The organism is Brucella sp. IR073 (assembly GCF_049065735.1).
In the GTDB taxonomy this organism is placed as follows: Bacteria; Pseudomonadota; Alphaproteobacteria; order Rhizobiales; family Rhizobiaceae; genus Paramesorhizobium.
This window is the reverse complement of the sequence record NZ_JBAKHD010000006.1, coordinates 57,984-81,524: the sequence shown is the minus strand read 5'-3', so window position 1 is coordinate 81,524 and position 23,541 is coordinate 57,984. Positions and strand designations below refer to the sequence as shown.

Sequence of the window (23,541 nt, the reverse complement as noted above, 5' to 3'; positions counted from 1 at the left end):
TCATGCTCCCTTCAGGTCAGCTTTATCAAGCGTGTCGAGAATGAACGCCTGGAGCTGGGGGTCGAGATTGAGGTTTTTCCGGATACGCTCGCGCAGATAAATCGCGGCGGCGGCTTCGATCTTGCGGATCATGTCTGTGGCGGCCTTTAGATCGGCCCCGGCGCAGATCACGCCGTGGCTGGCGAGCAGATAGGCGTAAATGTCCGGCTTGAGCGCTTTGGCGAGTGCCTTGACCAGCATGCCCGTGCCGGAGGGGCGGTAGGGGATGATGGCGATGTGGGACCCCAGCATCGCAAGACCGCTGCCCGCCGGCCAACGCAGCGCCTCATGCAGCAGCGCGACGGCGCTCGCAATCGGCTGGTGCGTATGAATGCTGGCGCGGCGGGTGGGATAGGCCGCCAGCATCCGTGCGTGCAGCCCCTTTTCGATGGTTGGCACCTTTTCATTCTCCACCACCGCAAGCGTTTCGATATCGAGGAGCACCACATCCTCGGCCCGCATGGTGGCGTAATCCGTGGCTGATGGCGTCACCGCCATCAGGCGGTCATCGAGGCGCAGGCCGATATTGCCGCCCGTTCCCGCGAGGTAGCCTTCGTCCGAGAGGGCGCGGCAGGTATCGACAATCTCCTGCCTCTCACGCATGAAGCTAGCCATGGGCGGCCCCCTTCGCGCCGTTGAGACGCTTGTAAAGCGGCGCGAGACGCCGGTGAAACTCCGTGAAAATGCCGAAGCGCTCGTCATACAGCGCCCGCGTGGCGGCGTTCGGCTCGTAAATCCGGTCGATGGTGACGAAATGCCCCGCATCCTCCAGCCGGATCAATCCCAGCCCCGCCGCGCCGATAAAGGCCGCGCCGCGGGCATTCGCCCTCATCGGCTCGCGCGGCTGGCGGATGCGGACGCCGAGCACATCGGCGAAGATCTGGCACCAGGCATTCGACATTGCCCCGCCGCCGATCATGGTAATCTCATCAGGCTTGCGGCCAAGAAATTTCGTCACCGGCTTCATCATCCAGCGCGTGTTGAGCGCGACGCCTTCGAACACCGCCCGCACCACCGTTTCGCGATTATGCTCGATGCTCATATTGACGAGGCCCGCCCGCAGCGTCGGGTCGTCTACAGGGCAGCGCTCGCCGAAGAGCCACGGCAGATACATCATGCCATCCGCGCCAGCGGAGGTGCGCGCCGCGATCTCGTCGAGGATCCTGTAGGTGTCGGGCGCCGGCTCGGAATCGATGAGGCCATCATCGTGGAAAACGATGCGGTCCTTCAGGAAGGCGATGTTGCTCGCCCCGCTCGATTGCATCGCCATCATCAGATATTTGGACGGCACAGGGCAGGGAACGGATGTAATCTGGTTGAAGACATTGGTCTTCTTGAACGGCACATGCGCGGCGATCCAGGAGGACGAGCCCATATAGAGATGTGCGTCGTAATCGGCGAGCGTCCCGGCGCCGATGGCGGCGGCGGAATTGTCGATGGCCCCGGCGATGACGGGCGTGTCCGGCGAAAGGCCCAGGCGCCCGGCGACGGCGGGCAGCAGCGTTCCGATCACATCCGTCGAGCGCACCAGTTCCGGAAACTTGGCCCTGTCTATGCCGCTTTGGCGGATGAGGCCGTCATCATAGCGGATATTGTTCACATCGCGATTGTCTGTCACCCAGGAGGTGAGGATCGAATCCTGCGTGGCGCAGAAGCGTCCGGTCAGCCGCAGGTTGAGATAATCGAGAACGTTGAGAAACTTATGGGTCTTTTCGTAGATATCCGGGAAGGCATCGCGAATGAGAAGCATATGCGCGGCGGGGTCTTTCCCGGACAGGGCCGGCGCGCCGCCGCACAGCCGCAGCCATTTCTGCAGTCGGACGGGGTCATAGCCAGCCAGTTTGAGAGCCCCGCGCATCTGCTTCTTTAGATATTGCGCGCCGCGCATGTCGAGCCAGGTGACGGCATTCATCAGCGCCTTGCCGTCCCGGTCCACGGCAACGGTGCCTTCGCCTTGCGTCGAGGAGCAGACGGCGACGATGTTCTCGCGCGGAACAGCGTTCCGGTTCAGCGCCTCTCCCGCAGCCTCAATGAACGCATCCCACCATTGCGCCGGGTCCTGCTCGGCCCCGATCGTATCCACCACCAGCAGCGGAACCGGCCTGAACGCCCACGCCACCACCTCGCCGGTCATTGAAACCAGCCCGACCTTGCACCCGCTGGTGCCCAGATCGATCGCGAGGATATGTGGGCTGGCGTTGGTCATGACAGGCTAGGTGGAAACGCCGGCGCGACCACACCCCCCTCTGCCCTGCCGGGCATCTCCCCCTCAAGGGGGGAGATTGGCTGACACGACGCGCTTCCCCCGCTCTGTGACGTCCGTGATTGGTGCCGAACATTAGTGAGGGCGTAATCTCCCCCCTTGAGGGGGAGATGCCCGGCAGGGCAGAGGGGGGTGACTCCTGATACCATCCAATAACCGCTCTAGAACGGTCTCCGTCGCTTTCTATCATGCCGACGATAATGGAAGCCCGGAGCTTCAAGGAGCGCCGAGCCGTCCTATTAGGGGTCTTATCCGGTCAAGATAGATCGGCCCGCAGCGCCCCCGGCGTCGCCCCCGTCCAGCGCCGGAATGCGCGGCGGAAATTATGCGGATCGGAAAACCCGACGGCGAAGGCGATCTGCTCCACGGGCATGTGCTGATTGGCGAGGAGTTCGAGCGCGCGGTTCTTCCGCACCCCGTCGAGGATCGACTGGAACGAGACGCCGCTCTCAGACAGCCTTCGGCGCAGGGTCCGCTCGCTCATGCCGAGCGCGCGGGCGACCTTGGAAATATGGTTGCGGCTGTCGAGCTTCTGCCGCAGCACCCGTTCCACCGAGGCGATGATTTCGGCGGCCTCGCGGCTGCGCGCCCGGTTATAGGCCAAGAACTCCAGAAGCTGGCGGTGGGTGAAAGGATCGGCCGTGACAAGCGGACGGCTATACCAGGCGGGGCTGAAGACGAAGGCGTTTTCCAGCTGGCCGAACCGCACCGGGCAGTTGAAGACCTGATTGTAGGCTTCCGCATGAGCGGGCGCGGGATAGGCGAGATCGACCCGCAGCGGCCTGAATTCTTCGCCGACAAGGCCGGTGGCGATGCCCATGAAGCTGGCGAAGGCTTCCTCCACCAGAAACACATGGATGTCAGGATCGTGAAACCGGCTGGCGGCGGTGACGGCAATGCCTTCCACCTCCACCCGCGTGTCGAATTCAAGCATGCTGCCGGTATCTTTTTGCAGATCGAGGCCGAGCTTCACCGCATCGCCGACTGTCGCCGCCGTCAGCATGGCATAGCCGACGAGGCCGACGGATGTGATCTTCTCGCGCATGCCGGTTTCAAGCCCCAGCGCCTTTCCCTTGGCCATTTTCATGGCGCGGAGAATGGCCTCGCGCCCCTGCCGGAATGACACGCGGCAGGCCGGGTCGGCCAAATCCTCGGCTGATATCCCAAGCCCGGCGGTGAGCCGTGAGGCATCGAGCCCCATGTCTCCAAGCGTCGCGACGACGCTACGGATCAGGAATGCCGGAATATTGGCGGTGACGTAACGCGCATCGACGGTTTTCATGTTCCTCCCCTCGGACGACGTTCCCTTTCGTCCCGCGGCCCGAAGTGAGGCAGCCGCTTGTTTTCTGCCATGAAAATACAAAGCCTCGCCTCTGGCAACCGTCAAATACAGGCGCCGCATTGTATGAATGGATTGGCCGGATTTGACACGATAGAGGCCGCCAATTGCTCTTGGCCCAGAAGAACCGTCCTTCTAGAGTGGTTTATGTTTGATGGATCACTTGGATACCATTTGGCACCGTTGCTGCAGCGGAGCGGAAGAGGAATGGATTCCTGTGACAAGCACAGGAATGACGGGCGGAGATTTTCTGCGCTATTAAGGACCGTTCTTGCCAAGCGGAGAGGTTGAAGAATGGCCGCGACAACAAAGCAGCCGTCATTCCTGTGCTTGTCACAGGAATCCATGCCTCAAGGGCCGTACTGCCGCAACGAGGAAGAATATGCGACCATTTCCATCAAAAAGTTAAACGCCCTAATCTTGGCGATTAAAAAATTCGGGGAACGGCGATGTTTTTATGGATACTCGGCTTGAGCGCCGCTTATGCGGTCGCGCTCAACGGCACGATGGTCATGCCCGTCGTCGTGCTGTCGGTGAGCAAGCTCGGCGGCTATGATGAAGGCCTCGCAACGCTCGTTGCCAGCGCGGAACTGGCCGGCATCGCGCTTTACGGGCTGTTCCTGCCCAAGCTCGCGCTCAAGTCCTGGAGACGGGTGGCATTGGGCGGTCTTGCCGCGGTAGCGGCTGGGGAGGCGGTCAGTTTCCTTCTGCAAGCACCCGCCGCGCTGTCGGCTGCCCGCTTCGTCACCGGCCTTGGCGAAGGCGCGCTGTTCAGCCTCGTCTCGATGAGTCTTGCCTCACGCGCCAATGCCGAGCGGCTATGGGGCGCGCTCTGCCTCATCGGCGGGACGACTATGGGCGTGCTCCTGTTCGTCGTGTCGCTGATGCCGCAACGCGAGGCGAGCGCGCCGGTCTTCCTGATGATCGCCGCCTTTGCCGTCCTGATGGCCCCGCTTCTCTTCTTTATCAAGAGACAAACGCCCCTGCTCGTGACAGCCAGCCCCCATGCGCGGCTCGACGGCGGCCGGATGCTGCTGGCGATGATGGTCGTCTTCCTCGTCTATGCGGTGCAGGCGGCGCAATGGGCGGTGTGCGGCTATGTCGGCGAACGGGTCGGGCTCACGAATGGCGAGGTCGGCTTCTATCTTGCCGTCTCCTCGCTAGCAGGGTTTGTTGGCGCGGCGGTGCCTTCCTTGACGCGCGATAAGGCAAAAAGGCTGCCCGCCGTGCTCGCGGGCTTCCTCATCATGGCGCTGTCGATCTGGTTCCTGTTCAACCGGATGACGCCGCTCGTCTTCGTCGTCTCGCAGGTGTTCGTCAATATCGGCTTTTATGTCGTGACGCCCTTCGTCACCGGCGTCCTCACGGAAAACGACCCGGACGGATCGCTGATGTCGCGTACGCTGGTTATCGCCATTATCGGCGCGACGGTCGGAACGGCCATTGCCGGGCCGGTCTTCGCGGCGGAAGGCGGCGGTATTTTTGCCTGGGTGTGCCTGTTACCGCTTGGCATTGCGGCAATCTGCGGCATGATGATTTTCGGTCATCTGCATCGCAGCCTTGGGATGGTAGAGGTGGCCAGAACAGCGGAGTGACCCCTTTGCCCGGCACAAATTTGGCCACCCTACTGCAGCGCCAGCGCGACGCTTTCGAGGCCGATGTCTATCCGTCCTTCGCGGCGCGGCGCGACCGGCTCGACCGCATCGGCAGATTGCTTAGGGAGAACCAGGCGGCGCTGTGCGAGGCGGTGTCGCGGGATTTCGGCCACCGGTCGCATCACGAGACGATCCAGCTGGAAATCGCGCCGCTGATGGGCGCGCTCCGGCATGCGCGGGCCCATTTGCGCAAATGGATGAAGCCTGAGCGCCGGGGCCGGTCGCTCGAATTTCTGACGTTTTCGAACCGGGTGCAATATCAGCCGCTCGGCGTCATCGGCATCATGGTGCCGTGGAATTATCCGCTTTTGCTGGCGCTGGGGCCGCTCATCGATGTGCTTGCGGCAGGCAACCGGGCGATGATCAAGCCGTCCGAACTGACGCCGGAAACATCCGCCCTGCTCGCTGGCCTTGTCGGGCGGTATTTCCAGCCCGACGAGGTGGCGGTGACGGAGGGCGGGGTGGAGGTGGCGCAAGCCTTCGCGGCCCTGCCTTTCGACCATCTCGTCTTCACAGGCTCGACGGCGGTCGCGCGCAAGGTGATGGAGGCAGCTGCGCCGAACCTGACGCCGCTGACGCTGGAGCTCGGCGGCAAATCGCCTGCCATCATCGCGCCGGACTATGCGGTGGCGGAGGCCGCGCGGGATATCGCCTTCGGCAAGCTGATGAATGCCGGACAGACCTGCATCGCGCCCGATTATGTGCTGGTGGAAAGAAGCAGGCTCGACGCCTTCGCCCAAGCCTTCATCGCCCAGGCCGAAGCCTTCTATCCGCTGAAGGGCGGGCGGAAAGACTATTCCAGCCTCGTCGGCGAGCGTGCGCATGGCCGGCTCCTCAATGGCATCAAGGAGTGCCGCGCGCGCGGTGTCAAGGTTCTCGCCGCCGATATCGCATTGCCCCCCAAGGGTTTCCATATACTGCCGACTGTCGTCCTCAATCCGCCCGCCGATTGCCTCTTGATGCAGGAGGAAATCTTCGGGCCGGTGCTCCCGCTCATTCCCTATGATGAATTCGACGCCGCGCTCAAATTCGTGCGCGCGCGGCCCCGCCCGCTGGCGCTTTATCTCTTCACCTGCGACAAGGGCACGGAGGAGATGACCCTCCACAACACGATATCAGGCAATGTCACCGTAAACGGAACATTGCTCCACATCGCGCAGAACGATCTGCCCTTCGGCGGTGTTGGTCTGAGCGGCATGGGCGCCTATCACGGGCATGAAGGCTTCAAGCGTTTTTCTCACGCACGCGGCATTGCAAAGGTCCGGCTTTTTAACCCCGCCCGCCTCGCCATGCCACCTTATGGCCGCATCGCGAAAATGCTGGCGCGGTTCATGATGCGGGGGTGAGCAGTTCTTTCCTTCCCCCTTGCGGGGAAGGTGCCCGCGTTAGCGGGCGGATGGGGGTGGTGACGTTTGCGTCATCGTCTCCAACAAACGCGCAAACGTCACCACCCCCACCCCGGCGCTCCGCGCCGACCCTCCCCGCAAGGGGGAGGGTAAGAAGTGGCCGCATATGACACCAATGTGTCCCCATTTTCCCTTGCCGGAATTGCGCTCCCACATATCGTCTCCTTCGAGAGATTGAGGAGTCTTTCAAGGGACCGCCGGCGGAACATCCGCAAGAGCGGAACCGCATATAAAGGGGACAAAATGACCACGAAGATTCGAGGCAAAGCGCCGTTCGCGCTTGCGATGCTGGCTGGCGCGTTGGCGCTTGGCATTGATGCCGCTTCCGCAGGCGGGTTCAGCCGGGGCGAGGCCGATACGGACATTCTCTTCATGGAAGGCAATTACGGTTTCCGCTCCAGCGCGATCTATGTCGCGCCGCGCCGCACCTATGCCACCCTCAATGGCCGCGATGCCTCAGACGGTGCCTATTCGGATTCCTTCTGGGTGCCGAGCGTCGCGCTCAAGGCGAAGCTTGGCGCGTCGCCGGTTACCTGCGCGCTCACCTATACGCAGCCTTTCGGCACCGATGCGACCTATGGCGAAGGGGCGCAGAACGCGGAGGCCGAAACAGCCATGGGACAGGGGCTGCCGCTCATCAACCCGACGACCAAGCTGAGCTTCTCCACCGACGAATATGGCGCCACCTGCGCCGTGCGCTTCGATGCCGGGCGCGGCGGTCTGCATCTCATCGGCGGGGTGTTCTACGAGACCTTTGAATATGATGAAGACACCTGGTTCGGCTCCATTCATCTGGAGGATGACGGCGGGTTCGGCTATCGCCTCGGCGCGGCCTACGACATTCCCGAATATGCGATGCGCTTTCAGGTGCTGTACCGCTCGCAGGTCAAGCATGACGCGGAAGGCATCTTCACCGCGTCGGAACTCGCAGGCGGATATGGCATAATCGGCCAGTTCCCCTCGGTCGGCGGCGGCATCCTGCCGCAATCGGTCAAGCTCTCCGCCCAGAGCGGCATTGCGCCCGGCTGGCTGGTCTATGGCTCCGTTACATGGACGGACTGGAGCGTCCTGCCGCACTTCCGCTATGACGTGGAGGGCCTCATCGAGAATATCAAGATCTTCAATTACAAGGACGGCTATACGATCCAGCTCGGCGTCGGCCATGAGTTCACCAAGCAACTCTCCGGCACCGTCAACCTGACCTGGGATCAGGGCGTCGGAAGCGGGGCGGATATCACCACCGACACCTGGACTGTCGGGCTCGGCGGAGAATATAAGGGGGAATTCGGCACGCTCGGCCTCGGCGTTTCCGTTTCCTACCTCACCTCCGGCTCGCAAAGCGAGACGAAAGGCGCGACCTTCAACGCCACCGCCGATGGCGATTGGGCGACGGGGGTGGGCGTCAGCTATTCCTATGCGTTCTGATTGCCTGAAAAGCGCCGTGTTGTTGACTCGGTGCGGACATTTTTAGACTCGTATAGAACGGCCATATATTCTTTATTGTCGTGGAAACGTCGCCATAGAGGCATGGATTCTTCTGACAAGCATATGCGGCAGTTCCCGCGTCCCTTCCGCAAGACATGCACTTGCCTGCCTTTCGTTTCCCCGTAAAATGAGCGTCAAATGAAAATGCGGAAGGGGCCATGCATCTCTCATCACGTCAGACAGACATCGTCGCGCTCGCCAAGGCGGAAGGCCGGGTTCTGGTAGAGGAGCTTGCCGCCAAATTCGCGGTGACGCCGCAGACGATCCGCAAGGATATCAATGATCTATGCGAGCTGCGGGTCCTGACGCGCATTCATGGCGGGGCGCTGTTTCCGCGTGGCAATGAGAATGTCGAGTATGAGCAGCGCCGGGCGATTGCCGCGCAGGAGAAGCAGGAGATCGGCCGGAAGGCGGCGAATCTCATTCCGAACGGGTCTTCGCTTTTCATCAATATCGGCACCACGACCGAGGCCGTTGGCGAGGCCTTGACCGGACATCGCGATCTGATGGTCATCACCAATAATATCAATGTTGCCAACAGGCTGCGCCTGTTTTCTGCCATAGAGGTTGTAATCGCCGGCGGCGTTGTGCGCCACAGCGATGGCGGTATCGTCGGTGAGGCGGCCGTGGATTTCATTCGCCAGTTCAAGGTGGATTTCGCCGTCATCGGCGTTTCCGCCATCGATGAAGACGGCGCGCTGCTCGATTTCGACTATCGCGAGGTCAAGGTGGCGCAGGCGATCATCGCCAATGCGCGGCATGTCATTCTGGTTTCCGACTCCGGCAAGTTCAAGCGAACCGCGCCGGTCCGCATCGGACATCTATCGCAGATCAACACCTTCATCACCGACATCTGTCCGTCCCAGCATATCCGCACCATATGCGAGGCCAATGACGTGCGCCTTGTGGAAACCGTGCCCAACATCTGAATTTCATGATTGTCGCAAATATCTTCGTTTGACATTCCTTTTATTTTCGTCTGATATGAATTCAGTTTCGAATTGCGCGACCCGGGACGGTTGCGGGACGAGGGGAATATGTCGAGCGAGGGCGTTCACGACCTCTTTGTGATCGGCGGCGGCATCAATGGCTGCGGCATCGCGCGCGACGCGGCGGGGCGGGGCTATTCCGTCGCGCTGGCGGAGATGAGCGATCTCGGCTCCGGCACATCCTCGGCGGCTACCAAGCTTATCCATGGCGGCCTGCGCTATCTCGAGCATTACGAGTTCCGGCTGGTGCGCGAGGCGCTGATGGAGCGCGAGGTGCTGTGGGCGATGGCGCCGCACATCATCTGGCCTTTGCGTTTTGTTCTGCCGTTCCAGCATGACGGCGTGCGCCCCGCCTGGCTGATCCGGCTTGGGCTTTTTCTTTATGACCATCTCGGCGGGCGAAAGCTGCTTCCGGCGACTTCGACGGTCGATCTGCGGCACGACCCGGCCGGGAAGCCGCTGAAGCCGCTTTTTTCCAAAGCGTTCGAATATTCCGATGGCTGGGTCGACGACGCCCGCCTCGTGGTGCTCAACGCCCGCGATGCGGCGGATCGTGGCGCGCTGATCATGCCGCGCACGCAAGTCGTCGCCGCGCGGGCGGAGGGTGGGCTCTGGCATATCGAAACACGCGATGCGACGACGGGCGCCGTCGTTGTTCACAGCGCGCGCATGCTCGTCAACGCCGCCGGGCCATGGGTCGACACCGTGCTTTCCAGTGCGCTGGGGCGGAACAATGTTCACAATGTCCGGCTGGTGCAGGGCAGCCATATCATCGTTCGCAAGAAGTTCAGCGATCCCAGGGCTTATTTCTTCCAGAACCCGGACGGGCGGATTATCTTCGCCATCCCCTACGAGACTGATTTCACGCTGATCGGCACGACAGACCGCGATTATCTCGGCGATCCGGCCAAGGCGAAGATCACCCCGGAAGAAATCGCCTATCTCTGCAGTGCTGCGAGCGAATATTTCATCGAGCCGGTGACGTCTGAGGACATCGTCTGGTCCTATTCCGGCGTTCGCCCGCTCTATGACGACGGCGCGTCGAAAGCGCAGGAAGCCACGCGCGACTATATCCTGAAGCTCGAAGAACAGCCTCCGCTCCTGAATGTATTCGGCGGCAAGCTTACCACCTATCGCCGCCTTGCCGAACATGCGCTGGAGAAGGTGGCTGAGGCCATCGGCGCGAAGGGCGCGCCGTGGACGGCGGCCTCACATCTGCCGGGCGGGGATTTCGGCGTCACCGAGTTCGACCGCCAGGTGGATAAACTGATCGCCGCCTATCCGTTTCTCGCGCGCGGCCATGCGGTGCGGCTCACGCATTGCTACGGCACGCTGGCCTTTCATGTCTTGGGAGATGCGAAAGATCCGGCTGGATTGGGCCGCCATTTCGGCGGTACGCTCTACGAAGCAGAGGTGGGCTGGCTTCTCGACCAGGAATGGGCGCGGACCGCGGAGGATATTCTCTGGCGGCGGACCAAGCAGGGACTGTTTCTGACAGGCGGAGAGGCCGAGGCGCTGCAGACATATCTGGAAGAGGGCAGCTCATAACGCTGTAACCGAATTATTCCGACGGTTGGGAGGAGGCCTCGGGACACATGCTTGAATTGCGAAACATCGCCAAAAAGGTGGGGGGTGCTTATCACATTCGTCCCACCGATCTGGTCCTGCCGCGCGGCAGCCTCAACATCCTGCTCGGGCCGACGCTGTCGGGCAAAACGTCGCTCATGCGGCTGATGGCGGGGCTGGACCGGCCGAGCGAGGGCACGGTCCTCTTCGATGGGCGCGATGTAACGGCCACGCCCGTGCAGAAGCGCAATGTCGCGATGGTGTACCAGCAATTCATCAATTACCCCTCACTAACCGTTTATGAGAATATCGCCTCGCCCATGCGCGTCGCGGGCAGGCCTTCGGACGAGATCGACCGCGAGGTCCGCAAAGCCGCCGATCTTCTGAAGCTCACGCCTTATCTCACCCGCACGCCGCAGGAACTCTCCGGCGGACAGCAGCAGCGCACCGCCATCGCCCGCGCCATCCTCAAGCGGGCCGATCTGGTGCTGCTCGACGAGCCGCTCGCCAATCTCGATTACAAGCTACGCGAGGAATTGCGCGAGGAACTGCCGCGCATCTTCGCCGAATCCGGAGCGATCTTCGTCTATGCCACGACTGAGCCTTCGGAAGCGCTGCTTCTGGGCGGCAACACCGCGACCCTCTGCGAAGGGCGCGTGACGCAATATGGCCCGACCATCGATGTCTACCGCCGCCCGCGCGATCTCATTACGGCCCGCACCTTTGCCGATCCGCCGCTCAACACGGCGCGCATGGTGAAGGCGGGCAAGTCCTTACTGCGTGCCGACCGCGCCGTTATCGCCGTGCCGGAGCAACTGGCTGACATCAGCGACGGGCCGCTCACCATCGCGTTCCAGCCCCACCATCTGCGGCTCGAGGCGACGGACCATGCGGCCGTCCCGCTGAGGGCGCGCACGCTCATTTCGGAAATCGCGGGGTCGGAGAGCTTCATCCATCTCGATTACGAGGGCGAGCGCTGGGTGATGCTGACGCATGGCGTGCGGGACATCGAGCCGGACCGGGAAATCGAAATCTATCTCGATACGCGGCATCTAATGGCGTTCGATGAAACCGGCCGTGCCGCCGGTGGACAGGCATAGGAGGAGGAGAGGGGATGGCGCGCATCACGCTGGATCATATCCGTCACGCCTATAGCGCTGACGCCAGGGCCAGGGGCGACTATGCGCTGAAGCTGGTCGACCATGAATGGGAGGATGGCAGCGCCTATGCGCTGCTCGGCCCGTCCGGCTGCGGCAAGACCACCTTGCTCAACATCATTTCCGGCCTGCTGCAGCCGACCGAGGGGCGCATTCTCTTCGACGGGCGCGACGTGACCGCGCTTTCGACCGAGGAGCGCAATATCGCGCAGGTGTTTCAGTTCCCCGTCGTCTACGACACGATGACGGTGTTCGACAATCTCGCCTTCCCCTTGCGCAACCGCCGCATGCCGGAGCCGGAAGTGGAACAGCGCGTCAATGAAATCCTGCGCATGACGGACCTGTCGGCCATCGCCGGGCGGCGGGCGCGGGGATTGACAGCCGATCAAAAGCAGAAGATTTCGCTCGGCCGCGGGCTGGTGCGCGCCAATGTCAACGCGATCCTCTTCGACGAGCCGCTGACGGTGATCGACCCGCATATGAAATGGGTGCTGCGTTCGCAATTGAAGCGCCTCCATCGCCAGTCGGGCTTCACCATGGTTTATGTCACCCATGACCAGACCGAGGCGCTTACCTTCGCCGACAAGGTGGTGGTGATGCATGATGGCGAGATCGTGCAGATCGGCACGCCGGTGGAGCTGTTCGAGCGGCCGAGCCACACGTTTGTCGGCTATTTCATCGGCTCGCCCGGCATGAACCTGATGCCCGCGCGGATCGAGGGTGCTACTGCGCAGGTCGGCAGCCAATCCATCCTGCTGCCGGGCGCGCCGCGCATCGGCAGTGCTAAGCGGATCGAGCTCGGCATCCGGCCGGAATTCGTCAGGCTGGGACGCGAGGGGCTACCTGTGCGCATTGAGAAGGTCGAGGATATCGGGCGCTACCGCATCGTGCGGGCCGGTTTCGAGGGGCAGAAGCTTGCCGTGGTCGTGGAAGAGGATGGGGAGATCCCCGCCGAGCCGCGGGTGCTGTTCGACCCCAAGGCCATCGGCATTTTCGCCGATTCCTGGCGCGTGGGGATGGAGGGATAGGCCATGGAAAAGAGCTGGAACAACAAAGCGTGGTTCATGGTGCTGCCGGTGCTGTTGCTGGTGGCTTTTTCCGCCGTCATCCCGCTGATGACCGTGGTCAACTATTCGGTTCAGGATACGTTCGGGAACAACCAGTTCTTCTGGGCGGGGACCGACTGGTTCGAGCAGATCCTCCATTCGTCCCGCTTCTGGGACGCGCTCGGACGCAATCTCGTCTTCTCCTTCATCATTCTCGCCATTGAGGTGCCGCTCGGTATCTTCATCGCGCTCAATATGCCGAAGAAGGGTTTCTGGGTGCCGGTCTGCCTCGTCGCCATGGCGCTGCCGCTGCTCATCCCGTGGAATGTAGTGGGCACCATCTGGCAGGTTTTCGGGCGCAGCGACATCGGCCTTCTCGGCTATTACGCCAACCGGCTCGGCCTCGACTATAATTATGTCAACGATCCCTTCGATGCGTGGGTGACCATCATCCTCATGGACGTCTGGCATTGGACGAGCCTCGTGGTGCTGCTCTGCTATGCCAGCCTCGTCTCGATTCCTGATGCCTATTACCAAGCCGCCCGCATCGACGGCGCATCGCGGCTATCCGTCTTCCGCTACATTCAGCTGCCGAAGATGAAGCGGGTGCTGCTGATCGCCGTACTCCTGCGCTTCATGGACAGTTTCATGATCTATACCGAGCCTTTCGTGGTCACGGGGGGCGGGCCGGGCAACTCGACCACCTTCCTGTCGATCGATCTCGTGAAGATGGCGCTCGGGCAATTCGATCTCGGCCCCGCTGCGGCGATGTCGCTGATCTATTTCCTTATCATCCTGCTGCTCTCATGGGTGTTCTATACCGTCATGACCAGCCACGATCAGGAGGCGTGACATGAGCGCCATCGTCAATGAAACAGCCATGTCGGGGGAAACGGCCCGTCAGCGGGTGAAGAGCCAGCGTACGGGGCGGTTCGGCTGGCTGGTGCCGGCGGTGTATATCGTGCTGCTGCTCATCCCGATCTACTGGCTCATCAATATGAGCTTCAAGACGAACCAAGAAATCGTTAGTTCGATGACGCTCTATCCGCATGAGCCTACCTTGCGGAATTACCACGCTATCTTCACGGATTCGTCCTGGTATTCGGGCTATATCAACTCCATCATCTATGTTGTTCTCAACATGGTGATCTCGGTGGCCGTGGCGCTGCCCGCCGCCTATGCCTTTTCGCGCTACCGGTTCCTGGGCGACAAGCATCTGTTCTTCTGGCTGCTCACCAACCGCATGGCGCCGCCTGCCGTTTTTGCCCTGCCGTTCTTCCAGCTCTACTCGGCCTTCGGCCTGATCGACACCCATATCGCCGTCGCGCTGGCGCATTGCCTGTTCAACGTGCCGCTGGCGGTGTGGATATTGGAAGGTTTCATGTCGGGCGTGCCGAAGGAAATCGACGAGACCGCCTATATCGACGGCTATTCATTTCCGAAATTCTTCGTCAAGATATTCATGCCGCTCATCGCCTCCGGCATTGGTGTCGCCGCCTTCTTCTGCTTCATGTTCTCATGGGTGGAACTGCTGATAGCGCGGACGCTGACGACAACAGACGCAAAGCCCATCGCCGCCACCATGACGCGCACGGTCTCCGCCGCCGGCATGGATTGGGGCCTGCTTGCTGCCGCGGGCGTGCTGACGCTGATACCGGGCGCGCTGGTGATCTGGTTCGTCCGCAATTACATCGCCAAGGGCTTCGCGCTGGGGAGAGTATGAGCATGGTACATCTGCCCGATTTTTCATGGATGGCGTGGACTTGGGCGACCGTGGCCTTCTTCGAGGCCATCGCGCTCATGCTCATCGGCATGTGCGTGTGGGAATATGTCTCGCCCGGCGGGACCCCGCGCAACGGCATCTTACGTTTCGAGACGACGCGCGGCGATAGGCTGTTCATCTCGCTGCTCGGCAGCGCCTTCATCAATCTTGCATGGCTCGGGCTGGTCGGCCCGAACCTGTGGTGGGCGCTTGTCCTCTGCGTGATCTACGCCATCGGCGTGTTCCGCTTCGTGTGAATTTCGGGGCGGCGCTTTCCGCCCCGAAGAGGAAATGGGCCGGGGGACCGCGCCCAGAATTTTGAAAGTCAATGCAATCGCAAGCTTGGGGAGGAAAACCATGCGACGGCATCTTATGACGACGACAGCATTGATCATGCTGGCAATGACCGGCTCGGCCTTGGCCGGAATGGAGGAGGCGAAGCAGTTTCTGGACAAGGAGATCGGTGATCTCTCGTCCTTGCCCCGCGCCGACCAGGAAAAGGAAATGCAATGGTTCGTCGATGCGGCGAAACCGTTCCAGGGGATGGAAATCAAGGTGGTTTCCGAATCCCTCACCACACATGACTATGAATCGAAGGTGCTGGCTCCCGCCTTCTCCGCCATCACCGGCATCAAGGTGACACACGATCTGATCCAGGAAGGGGATGTGGTCGAAAAAATCCAGACCCAGATGCAGACCGGCCAGAACCTCTATGACGGCTGGGTCAACGATTCCGACCTGATCGGCACCCACTGGCGCTACCAGCAGGTGCGTAATCTGACCGACTTCATGGCCAATGAAGGCAAGGACGTCACCAATCCGATGCTGGACTTGGATGATTTCATCGGTATCAAATTCACCACCGCGCCTGATGGTAAGGTCTACCAGCTCCCGGACCAGCAATTCGCGAACCTCTACTGGTTCCGCTATGACTGGTTCAACGACGAGAAGAACAAGGCCGATTTCAAGGCCAAATATGGCTATGATCTCGGCGTGCCGGTCAACTGGTCGGCCTATGAGGACATCGCCGAATTCTTCACCGGCCGCGAGATCGACGGCAAGAAGGTGTTCGGCCATATGGATTATGGCAAGAAGGACCCGTCGCTCGGCTGGCGCTTCACCGATGCCTGGCTCTCCATGGCCGGCAACGGCGACAAGGGCCTGCCTAACGGCCGCCCGGTCGATGAATGGGGGATCAAGGTCGACGACCAGTCGCGCCCGGTCGGCTCATGCGTGGCGCGAGGCGGCGATACCAACGGACCGGCGGCGGTCTACGCCATCCAGAAATATCTCGACTGGATCAAGGCCTACGCCCCGGCGGAAGCGCAGGGCATGACCTTCTCCGAATCCGGCCCTGTTCCCTCGCAGGGCAATATCGCCCAGCAGATCTTCTGGTACACCGCCTTCACCGCCGACATGGCCAAGCCCGGCCTGCCTGTCGTGAACGAAGACGGCACGCCGAAATGGCGCGTCGCGCCTTCGCCGCATGGCGTCTACTGGAAGGACGGCATGAAGCTCGGCTATCAGGATGTGGGCGCGTGGACGCTTCTGAAATCCACGCCTGACGACCGCGCCAAGGCTGCCTGGCTCTATGCGCAGTTCGTGACCTCGAAGACGGTGGATGTGAAGAAGAGCCATGTCGGCCTGACGCTCATCCGCGACTCCTCCATCCACCACAAGAGCTTCACCGACCGCGCGCCGAAGCTCGGCGGTCTGGTCGAGTTCTACCGCTCCCCGGCTCGCGTGCAATGGTCGCCGACCGGAACGAACGTGCCTGACTATCCGAAGCTCGCCCAGCTGTGGTGGCAGGCGATTGGCGATGCGGCCTCCGGCGCCAAGACCGCGCAGGAGGCGATGGATTCGCTTTGCGCCGAGCAGGAAAAGGTGCTCGCCCGCCTCGAGCGCGCCGGCGTCCAAGGCGATTTCGGGCCGAAGCTCGCCGAGGAGCACGATCTCGACTATTGGAACAAGGATGCGGTCGCCAAGGGCAATCTTGCGCCGCAGCTGAAAATCGAGAACGAAAAGGAAAAGCCGGTCACCGTCAATTATGACGAGCTGGTCAAGAGCTGGCAGAAGTAATGTCTACCATGCCGGGGCGGCCTGGCCGCCCCGGCTATCCGTAAAGGGCAGTGAGAATGAGCGGTTATATCCTGGCGATCGATCAAGGCACCACGTCCACGCGGTCGATGGTGTTCGACGGCGATATGAATGTTGCCGGGAAGGGGCAGCAGGAGTTCACCCAGCATTTTCCGGCTTCCGGATGGGTCGAGCATGATGCGAACGAGATTTGGGAAAGCGCCCGCTCGACCATTCGCACCGCGCTTGCCGAAGCCGGGGTCGAAGCTGCCGATATCGCCGCGATCGGCATCACGAACCAGCGGGAGACCACCGTCGTCTGGGACCGCGCCAGCGGAGAGCCGCTTCACCGCGCCATCGTCTGGCAGGACCGCCGCACGGCGCCGCTCTGCGAGGAATTGAAGCGCCAAGGTCTCGAATCCGTCTTCATGGAGAAGACCGGCCTGCTTCTCGATCCCTATTTTTCCGGCACGAAACTGGCATGGCTGCTCGACAATGTGCCTTCCCTACGCGAGCGCGCGGAAAAGGGCGAGGTCTGTTTTGGCACCATCGACAGCTGGCTGATCTACAAGCTGACCGGCGGCAAGGCGCATGTAACCGACGCCACGAATGCCTCCCGCACATTGATCTACAATATCGGTGAGAACCGGTGGGATGCGGAACTGCTTGATATCCTCAAGATTCCCGCCGCCATGCTGCCTGAAGTGAAAGACTGCGCGGCGGATTTCGGCGTCACTGACCCCGCCTTGTTCGGCGTACCGATCCCCATCCTTGGCGTCGCGGGCGACCAGCAGGCGGCTGTCATCGGCAATGCCTGCTTCGAGCCGGGCATGATGAAATCCACTTACGGCACCGGCTGTTTCGCCCTTCTGAACACCGGTACGGACCGCGTCGCGTCCTCCAACCGGCTCATCATCACCATTGCCTATCGCCTGGACGGCGTGACGACTTATGCCCTCGAAGGCTCGATTTTCATCGCCGGGGCTGCGGTGCAATGGCTGCGCGACGAGCTGGGCTTCATTTCCGCCGCCTCCGAAGTGAGCGCACTTGCGCAAAAGGCCGACCCCAACCAGCGCGTCTATCTCGTTCCCGCCTTTACCGGTCTCGGCGCGCCCCATTGGGATGCCGAGGCGCGCGGCGCCATTTTCGGCCTGACCCGCCGGACGGGCCAAGCCGAGTTCGCCCGCGCGGTGCTCGAAAGCGTGGCGTTTCAGACGCTCGATCTTCTGGAAGCCATGCGCGGCGACTGGAAGGGCGCAAACGGCAGCACCGTGCTGCGCGTCGATGGCGGCATGGTCGCGTCTGATTGGACGATGCAGCGCCTCGCCGACATTCTGAACGCGCCGGTCGACCGCCCGACTTTCCTGGAAACAACCGTCCTTGGCGCCGCCTGGCTGGCCGCTTCCCGCGCAGGCCTATGGCCGGACCGCAAAGGCTTTGCCGAAAGATGGCAGCGCGATCGCCGCTTTGAACCCTCCATGCAAGACGAAGAGCGGCAGGGCGCGATTGCGGGCTGGCGGGACAGCGTTTCCCGCTGTCTCACGCATCGTCCGGGGTGAAAGCGGCGAATTAAGCCCGGCTCTGCCGCGCCAGCATGTCCAGAATCGTGTCGCGGAGTTCCCGTTTCGCCTCTTCGGCGCTCATTTCATTTGCCGCCGCAGCCGATGCCAGCGCTTCCGCCGCGCCAAGCATAGCCCGCAGGCCGGCGAGGCTGACATGGCCGTAAGGGGAGGCGGGCTCGAGGGCGTTGCGGCATTTGGCGAGGAATGCGCTCTCACCTTCGCGCTTGACGCGCTCCAGCTCCGGTGAGCCGGACAGCGCGGCAATGACATCAGGTATCTCGCGCCCTTGCGCCAGCACGCAGTCCACATAGGCATCGGCGATGACTTTTGCCCGCACCGTGGGGGTGTCCGCGCTTCCGGCAATCGCCGCGTCGATCAGCGCGTTCTGCCGCGCGTCGAACTCGCGGTAGAGCGCCGCCAGCAGGCCGTTACGGTCCTGAAAATGATCGTAGACGACAGGCTTCGTCACGCCCGCTTTCACCGCGAGGCGGCCGAGCGTCAGCGCCTCGGTGCCTTCCTCCTCGACGATGGTCCAAGCAACTGCAATCAATTGGCGATAGCGCTCCTCGCGGGTGAGGCGCTGCCGGGGGCTCGTTTCATCCTGTTTGCTGCTTGACATCTCTATATACCAAAAGTAACTTACTAAAAGTATATAACGATTACGCCAATCCGGCAACAGCAAAGGAGCACGCGCCATGCATGCGCTTATCGTCGTCTCGCATCCTCACACAACTTCCCTCACGCACGCGGTCGCGAATGAGGTCGCCGCCAGCATTACCGCAGAGGGCTCGCACACCGCCGAGATGGCCGATCTGGCGGCGGAGGGGTTCGATCCCCGGTTCGCGCAGGAGGATTTCGCCGCCTTTCTGCGGCAGGCGCCGGCGCCATCCGACGTTGCCGCCGAGCAGGCGCGCTTGGACCGGGCGGATGCCCTGGTTCTTGTCTATCCGGTCTATTGGTGGTCTTTCCCCGGCCTGCTCAAAGGCTGGATCGACCGCGTGTTCTCCAACGGATGGGCCTATGACGACACGCCCGAAACGGGCGTGGTCAAGAAGTTGCAGCGGCTGAAAGTCCATCTCGTCGCCATCGGTGGTGCGGACCTGCGAACCTATGCGCGCCGAGGCTATTTCGCCGCGATGAGGGCGCAGATCGAGCAGGGCATTTTCGATTATTGCGGCGCGCAGGTGGTCATATCGGAACTGCTCCTGCCGCCTGAAAATGGCGACTGGACGCCCCGGCTGAATGAAGCACGCAGCATCGGCGCGAAAGTGTTCAGGGAAACTGGGCGTGCCAGAGCGGTTGCCGCGGCTTGATCTATCCGACCGCAATCATTGCGTGCAAAACGGTGCGAGCCGCTTCCGCCGGGACGAACAATCCCGGCGGACCGCTTTCGCGCTATTTCTTGCAATCCCGGTTTGAGATCTTGCCATCGGGCATTTTCGTGCGGCAAAGGATGGCGAAGCGATAGCCTTGGCGCGTCAGCTTGGTTTCGGTGAACAATGTCGCGCCGCGCAAATCTGCGCCGGTCAGATCGATCTTGCCGCCGAACGCTCCCTTGGCGGCATCGGAGGGAATAGGGCCGACGTCGTTCTGCCCTGCGGCCTTGTCGGAGAGGCCCTCAGCGTGGCCGTAGATCTTTGCGTTTCGCAAGTTCGCCTTGGTAAAATTCGCGTTGTAGAAGCTGCCGCACAGATTGGCCTTGTTCAGCTTCGCTTCGGAAAAATCGGTGCCGGTGAAATTGGAGCAAAGGCCGTTCATGGCATCGGGCGTGCTTTGCGCGCCGGTCAGATTGGCGCGCTTTAAGACGGCGCCGCTCATGTTCACCCAGAAGAGATTTGCATCGCTCAGATTGGCCCCGGTCAGGTTCGCGCGCTTGAAGGAATTGCCGCCCAGATTGGTGCCGGTGAAATTCGTGTCTTTCAGGCTGGCCCCGTCCCAGCTCATGCTGTCGAGCGCTGACTCGGATTTGGTGTTGCAGCTGACGAAATTCGCATGGTCGATCCGCGCGCCATCGAGGACGCCGCTCGCCACGCCATTGACGGTGCAGTTCATCTTGCCGTCATCGCCGGTCTTGGCCGGCTCGATGCCACGGAGATCCGCGCCTGTAAGATTGCAGTCCTTGCCGCATTGGGCGGTCTGCCGGAACGTGTCGAGCGTCGACACAGCGGGCTTCGTCGCGGCTGTCATTTCGCTGGAGACGCCGGCCGCGGCAAGGCGCGTCTGAAGCTGTTTGGTGCGCTCGTCATAAGCGGACGCGAGGCAGTTGGGGTCACTGTTGCATTGTGCCCGCTTCTGCAGCCATTCATAATGGCTGACGGCCAACTCCGCGCGTGCCTTGCCTTCCACCTGGCTGCCGACGGTCCTGTAGAGGTCGTCGAGCTTCTGATCCTTCTGCGAGAGGCTGGCATCGGCGCAAATGGCGAGGGCGTCGGGCGCACTTGCGCTTCCGCAGCTGAAACTCGCAGCATCGCTCCGCGTCCCGAAAGACAGCAGAAGGCCGGAGGCCGCAAGAAGTGGAAAAGCAAGTTTTTTCATCTGAATATTCTTCCACCTTGATTTCATGTACTGCGATGAATATCCAAATCAAAAGTAAAATATTTATAAATATTTAATCATAATATATAGAAAATACATAGAATTACTTTCATAGAGTAAGAATAACGGCCTTAAGCGGATATCGATATATCCGCTGGCCGGTTTACATCACTTCTTTCTCGGCAGCGTCGGGCTGCTCGACACGCAGGACGGTCAGCTCATATCTTCGGCCGCCACGCGCCGTCCAGCTGATCGATTGGCCAGCCGAAAGGCCGATCAGCGCGGTGCCGATGGGCGTCAGGATGGAAATACGGTTTTGCGCGATATCCGCCTCGCCGGGGAAAACGAGCGTCACCCGCTTTTGCTGGGCGCTGTCGGAGCGGAATTCGACGGTCGATCCCATCCGCACCACATCGGCAGGAACAGCGGAAGCCGGGACGACCTTTGCTCGTTCCATTTCCATCTGCAATTCCTCCGCGACCTCGGGGAAGCGGTCATAGGCATCTTCGGCGAGGATGGTAAGGCGCTTGTGGTCGACGTCGCTGACGATAATCCTGGGCTTGCGTCCGCTCTTTTTGGGCTGGGTCATGGCTTGAATCTCCGGATGACGCATGGCTGCGCGTCCAGCGCGAACCTTGCCGTGTCGAATGATGGGAATGTTCAACGCCTCGAAGAATTGAGGCTTTGCGCGAAATGCGATGTCACGCCCCCCGAACTCGGGGCGCATGGCCGAGCTCAGGGGCTACGATTCCGCGATCGGGTGCATCCGGAAGAATGTGGCGCGTGTGTTAACCATGCAGGATAGTTTGTGCGTTTCGGCGTGATTGTCAAGCCGATTGCCAATCCGGCGGGAACGCGCGCGCCACATCCTATAAAGGCAGGCCGGTTACCGCCGCTGGCGGCGCACCGGCTCCGTGCCGTAGTCGAGCATGCGGCTGAGGCTCAGGGCGAGCAGGGTGCAGATCGCGCCTGAGATCAGATAGCCGCCGATGAAAATGATGCCGAAGCCGCTGGCGAGGCCGAGCGCCACCAGCGGCGCGAAGCCCGCGCCCAAAAGCCAAGCGAGGTCCGAGGTAAGCGCGGCGCCCGTATAGCGATAGACGCGCCCGAACCGCGAGGAGACTGCGCCCGATGCCTGACCGAAGGAAAGGCCGAGAATGCCGAAGCCGATGAGGATGAAGGCGTCCTGACCGGCGCTGCCGGCGTCGAGAAGGAAGGGCGCGGAAAACGAGAATATCCCGATGATGATGGCGCCGATCATCAGCTGGCTGCGTCGTCCGATGCGATCGGCGATGAGGCCGGAAAGCACGATGCCGGCGATGCCGACAATGGCACCGGCCACCTGCACCCAGAGGAACCTCGATATGGGCTGGCCGCCGTGCAGCATCACCCAGCTCAAGGGGAAGATCGTGACGAGATGGAACATCGCAAAACTCGCCAGCGGCACGAACGCGCCGAGCACCACATCGGCCGCATGCTTGCTCAGCATCTCGAAGATGGGGCGGGCTTCCAGCTCCTTGGCCTCCATCGCCACCCCAAACTCCTTGCTGGCGACGATGCGCAGCCGGGCGAAGAGCGCGACGACATTTATGGCGAAGGCGACGAAGAAAGGATAGCGCCAGCCCCAGGAGAGGAAATCCTGCTCCGAGAGATTGGAATAAAAATACCAGAAGAGCAGGCTCGCCAGCGCGAAGCCGATGGGCGCGCCGATCTGCGGGATCATCGCATACCAGCCGCGCTGGTTCTTCGGCGCGTTGATATTAAGCAGCGAGGCGAGCCCGTCCCACGCGCCGCCCAGCGCGAAACCCTGGCCCAGCCGGAACAGCGCCAGCAGCGCCACGGCCCAATAGCCGATGGTCTCATAGCCGGGCATGAAGGCAATGGAGGCAGTCGAGCCGCCGAGGATAAAGAGCGCGATCGTCAGCTTCGTGCCGCGCCCGTAATGCCGGTCGATCCATGTGAACACGAAAGTGCCTACGGGTCGCGCCAGGAAGGCGAGCGAGAAGAGCGCGAAGGACATCATCTGCGCCGCGAGCGGCGAGGGCGCAAAGGGGAAGATCAGTTTCGGAAAGACGAGAATCGAGCCAAGGCCGAAGACGAAGAAGTCGAAGAATTCGGACAGGCGGGCAATTATCACGCCGATGGCGATACTTCCCGGTGAAACCGGCTTGCCGCTGTTAACACGCCGGGCATCCCTTTCGAGGCTCGCGGACGTTGGGCCTTCGAACCAGGGTTTGGCAATCGTGCTCATTCTATTTCCTCCTGCCTTGTCTCCACCTCAAAACGAGTGTCGGACAAACTTTGATCCAGATCAAGGAATCTTTCCCCGAAAGCCGCGGGCAAGACGGAATAGTATCTGGTCGCATCATTATAGTGTGTTAACCTGATATTTACGTTAATTTTCTTGGGGAAGCTATTGAATGGAGATGCAAAATGAGGAAGTTTGAAATCTGCAGGCAAGAATAAACAGAATTCTTGAATCGCATGCCGTGAATCGCTGTTCACGGGAATTCGATCTGAACTTTCGAAAGTGAACTTCGAATCGCCACACTTGCCAGTAATGCCGATGATCGGAGTGTTTGCTGCGGTGCGGTAAATTGTTGCAGTGCGGCCAACCGCCTCATTCCGCGAGGGTGGCGTTGCCATTACTGCACGCCGAGT

The 23,541-nt window shown here is 61.4% G+C and carries 21 protein-coding genes; 13 read left to right on the top strand and 8 right to left on the bottom strand.

Annotated elements, in window-relative coordinates; genetic code table 11:
* The 3 genes from ACOWVG_RS14605 to ACOWVG_RS14595 form a co-directional block, all read right to left on the bottom strand.
* Complete coding sequence (locus ACOWVG_RS14605) at positions 1-654, bottom strand: class II aldolase/adducin family protein (protein ID WP_420962974.1); 654 nt, start codon at positions 652-654, stop codon at positions 1-3.
* Complete coding sequence (locus tag ACOWVG_RS14600) at positions 647-2,245, bottom strand: xylulokinase (RefSeq protein ID WP_420962973.1); 1,599 nt, start codon at positions 2,243-2,245, stop codon at positions 647-649. Before ACOWVG_RS14600 ends, ACOWVG_RS14605 begins: the two co-directional genes overlap by 8 nt.
* Positions 2,246-2,558: 313 nt before the next feature.
* Positions 2,559-3,584 (bottom strand): AraC family transcriptional regulator ligand-binding domain-containing protein, encoded by a 1,026-nt coding sequence (locus ACOWVG_RS14595; protein ID WP_420962972.1) that lies wholly within the window; start codon positions 3,582-3,584, stop codon positions 2,559-2,561.
* Between the two features lie 506 nt (positions 3,585-4,090).
* Here ACOWVG_RS14595 and ACOWVG_RS14590 point away from each other — a divergent pair.
* The 12 genes from ACOWVG_RS14590 (at position 4,091) to glpK (ending at position 18,342) form a co-directional block, all read left to right on the top strand.
* A complete protein-coding gene (locus ACOWVG_RS14590; RefSeq protein WP_420962971.1) occupies positions 4,091-5,236 on the top strand; it encodes an MFS transporter in 1,146 nt (381 codons plus the stop codon).
* A 20-nt stretch (positions 5,237-5,256) separates the two neighbouring features.
* Entirely contained in the window at positions 5,257-6,642 is a 1,386-nt protein-coding gene (locus ACOWVG_RS14585; RefSeq protein ID WP_420962970.1) for a coniferyl aldehyde dehydrogenase, read from the top strand.
* Between the two features lie 303 nt (positions 6,643-6,945).
* On the top strand, positions 6,946-8,127 hold the full coding sequence (locus ACOWVG_RS14580) for an OmpP1/FadL family transporter (protein ID WP_420962969.1): 1,182 nt from the start codon (positions 6,946-6,948) through the stop codon (positions 8,125-8,127).
* Positions 8,128-8,345: 218 nt separating this feature from the next.
* Positions 8,346-9,116 (top strand): DeoR/GlpR family DNA-binding transcription regulator, encoded by a 771-nt coding sequence (locus tag ACOWVG_RS14575; RefSeq protein WP_420962968.1) that lies wholly within the window; start codon positions 8,346-8,348, stop codon positions 9,114-9,116.
* A gap of 108 nt (positions 9,117-9,224) precedes the next feature.
* A complete protein-coding gene (glpD, locus tag ACOWVG_RS14570) occupies positions 9,225-10,724 on the top strand; it encodes a glycerol-3-phosphate dehydrogenase (protein ID WP_420962967.1) in 1,500 nt (499 codons plus the stop codon).
* Positions 10,725-10,771: 47 nt separating this feature from the next.
* Entirely contained in the window at positions 10,772-11,842 is a 1,071-nt protein-coding gene (locus ACOWVG_RS14565) for an ABC transporter ATP-binding protein (protein ID WP_420962966.1), read from the top strand.
* A 14-nt stretch (positions 11,843-11,856) separates the two neighbouring features.
* Entirely contained in the window at positions 11,857-12,927 is a 1,071-nt protein-coding gene (locus ACOWVG_RS14560; RefSeq protein WP_420962965.1) for an ABC transporter ATP-binding protein, read from the top strand.
* Between the two features lie 3 nt (positions 12,928-12,930).
* A complete protein-coding gene (locus tag ACOWVG_RS14555) occupies positions 12,931-13,797 on the top strand; it encodes a carbohydrate ABC transporter permease (protein ID WP_420962964.1) in 867 nt (288 codons plus the stop codon).
* A gap of 28 nt (positions 13,798-13,825) precedes the next feature.
* Complete coding sequence (locus ACOWVG_RS14550; protein ID WP_420963105.1) at positions 13,826-14,668, top strand: carbohydrate ABC transporter permease; 843 nt, start codon at positions 13,826-13,828, stop codon at positions 14,666-14,668.
* Between the two features lie 2 nt (positions 14,669-14,670).
* Complete coding sequence (locus ACOWVG_RS14545) at positions 14,671-14,964, top strand: DUF2160 domain-containing protein (RefSeq protein ID WP_420962963.1); 294 nt, start codon at positions 14,671-14,673, stop codon at positions 14,962-14,964.
* A 100-nt stretch (positions 14,965-15,064) separates the two neighbouring features.
* Positions 15,065-16,786: an ABC transporter substrate-binding protein gene (locus ACOWVG_RS14540; protein ID WP_420962962.1), complete on the top strand. Its 1,722-nt coding sequence runs from the start codon at positions 15,065-15,067 to the stop codon at positions 16,784-16,786.
* A 56-nt stretch (positions 16,787-16,842) separates the two neighbouring features.
* Positions 16,843-18,342: a glycerol kinase GlpK gene (gene glpK, locus ACOWVG_RS14535; protein ID WP_420962961.1), complete on the top strand. Its 1,500-nt coding sequence runs from the start codon at positions 16,843-16,845 to the stop codon at positions 18,340-18,342.
* A 10-nt stretch (positions 18,343-18,352) separates the two neighbouring features.
* On the opposite strand, the gene ACOWVG_RS14530 is transcribed toward glpK, so the two are convergent.
* Positions 18,353-18,964, bottom strand: coding sequence for a TetR/AcrR family transcriptional regulator (locus ACOWVG_RS14530; RefSeq protein ID WP_420962960.1), 612 nt, complete (start codon positions 18,962-18,964; stop codon positions 18,353-18,355).
* 76 nt (positions 18,965-19,040) lie between these two features.
* On the opposite strand from ACOWVG_RS14530, the gene ACOWVG_RS14525 reads away from it, so the two are divergent.
* Positions 19,041-19,658 (top strand): NAD(P)H-dependent oxidoreductase, encoded by a 618-nt coding sequence (locus ACOWVG_RS14525; protein ID WP_420962959.1) that lies wholly within the window; start codon positions 19,041-19,043, stop codon positions 19,656-19,658.
* 82 nt (positions 19,659-19,740) lie between these two features.
* On the opposite strand, the gene ACOWVG_RS14520 is transcribed toward ACOWVG_RS14525, so the two are convergent.
* The 4 genes from ACOWVG_RS14520 to ACOWVG_RS14505 all read right to left on the bottom strand — a co-directional run bounded on the left by ACOWVG_RS14520 (position 19,741) and on the right by ACOWVG_RS14505 (position 23,526).
* Positions 19,741-20,880, bottom strand: a complete 1,140-nt coding sequence (locus tag ACOWVG_RS14520; protein WP_420962958.1) for a pentapeptide repeat-containing protein — start codon at positions 20,878-20,880, stop codon at positions 19,741-19,743.
* Between the two features lie 163 nt (positions 20,881-21,043).
* Complete coding sequence (rnk, locus tag ACOWVG_RS14515) at positions 21,044-21,469, bottom strand: nucleoside diphosphate kinase regulator (protein ID WP_420962957.1); 426 nt, start codon at positions 21,467-21,469, stop codon at positions 21,044-21,046.
* 297 nt (positions 21,470-21,766) lie between these two features.
* Entirely contained in the window at positions 21,767-23,131 is a 1,365-nt protein-coding gene (locus ACOWVG_RS14510; protein WP_420962956.1) for an MFS transporter, read from the bottom strand.
* Entirely contained in the window at positions 23,128-23,526 is a 399-nt protein-coding gene (locus ACOWVG_RS14505; protein WP_420962955.1) for a hypothetical protein, read from the bottom strand. Before ACOWVG_RS14505 ends, ACOWVG_RS14510 begins: the two co-directional genes overlap by 4 nt.
* Positions 23,527-23,541 lie beyond the last annotated feature (15 nt).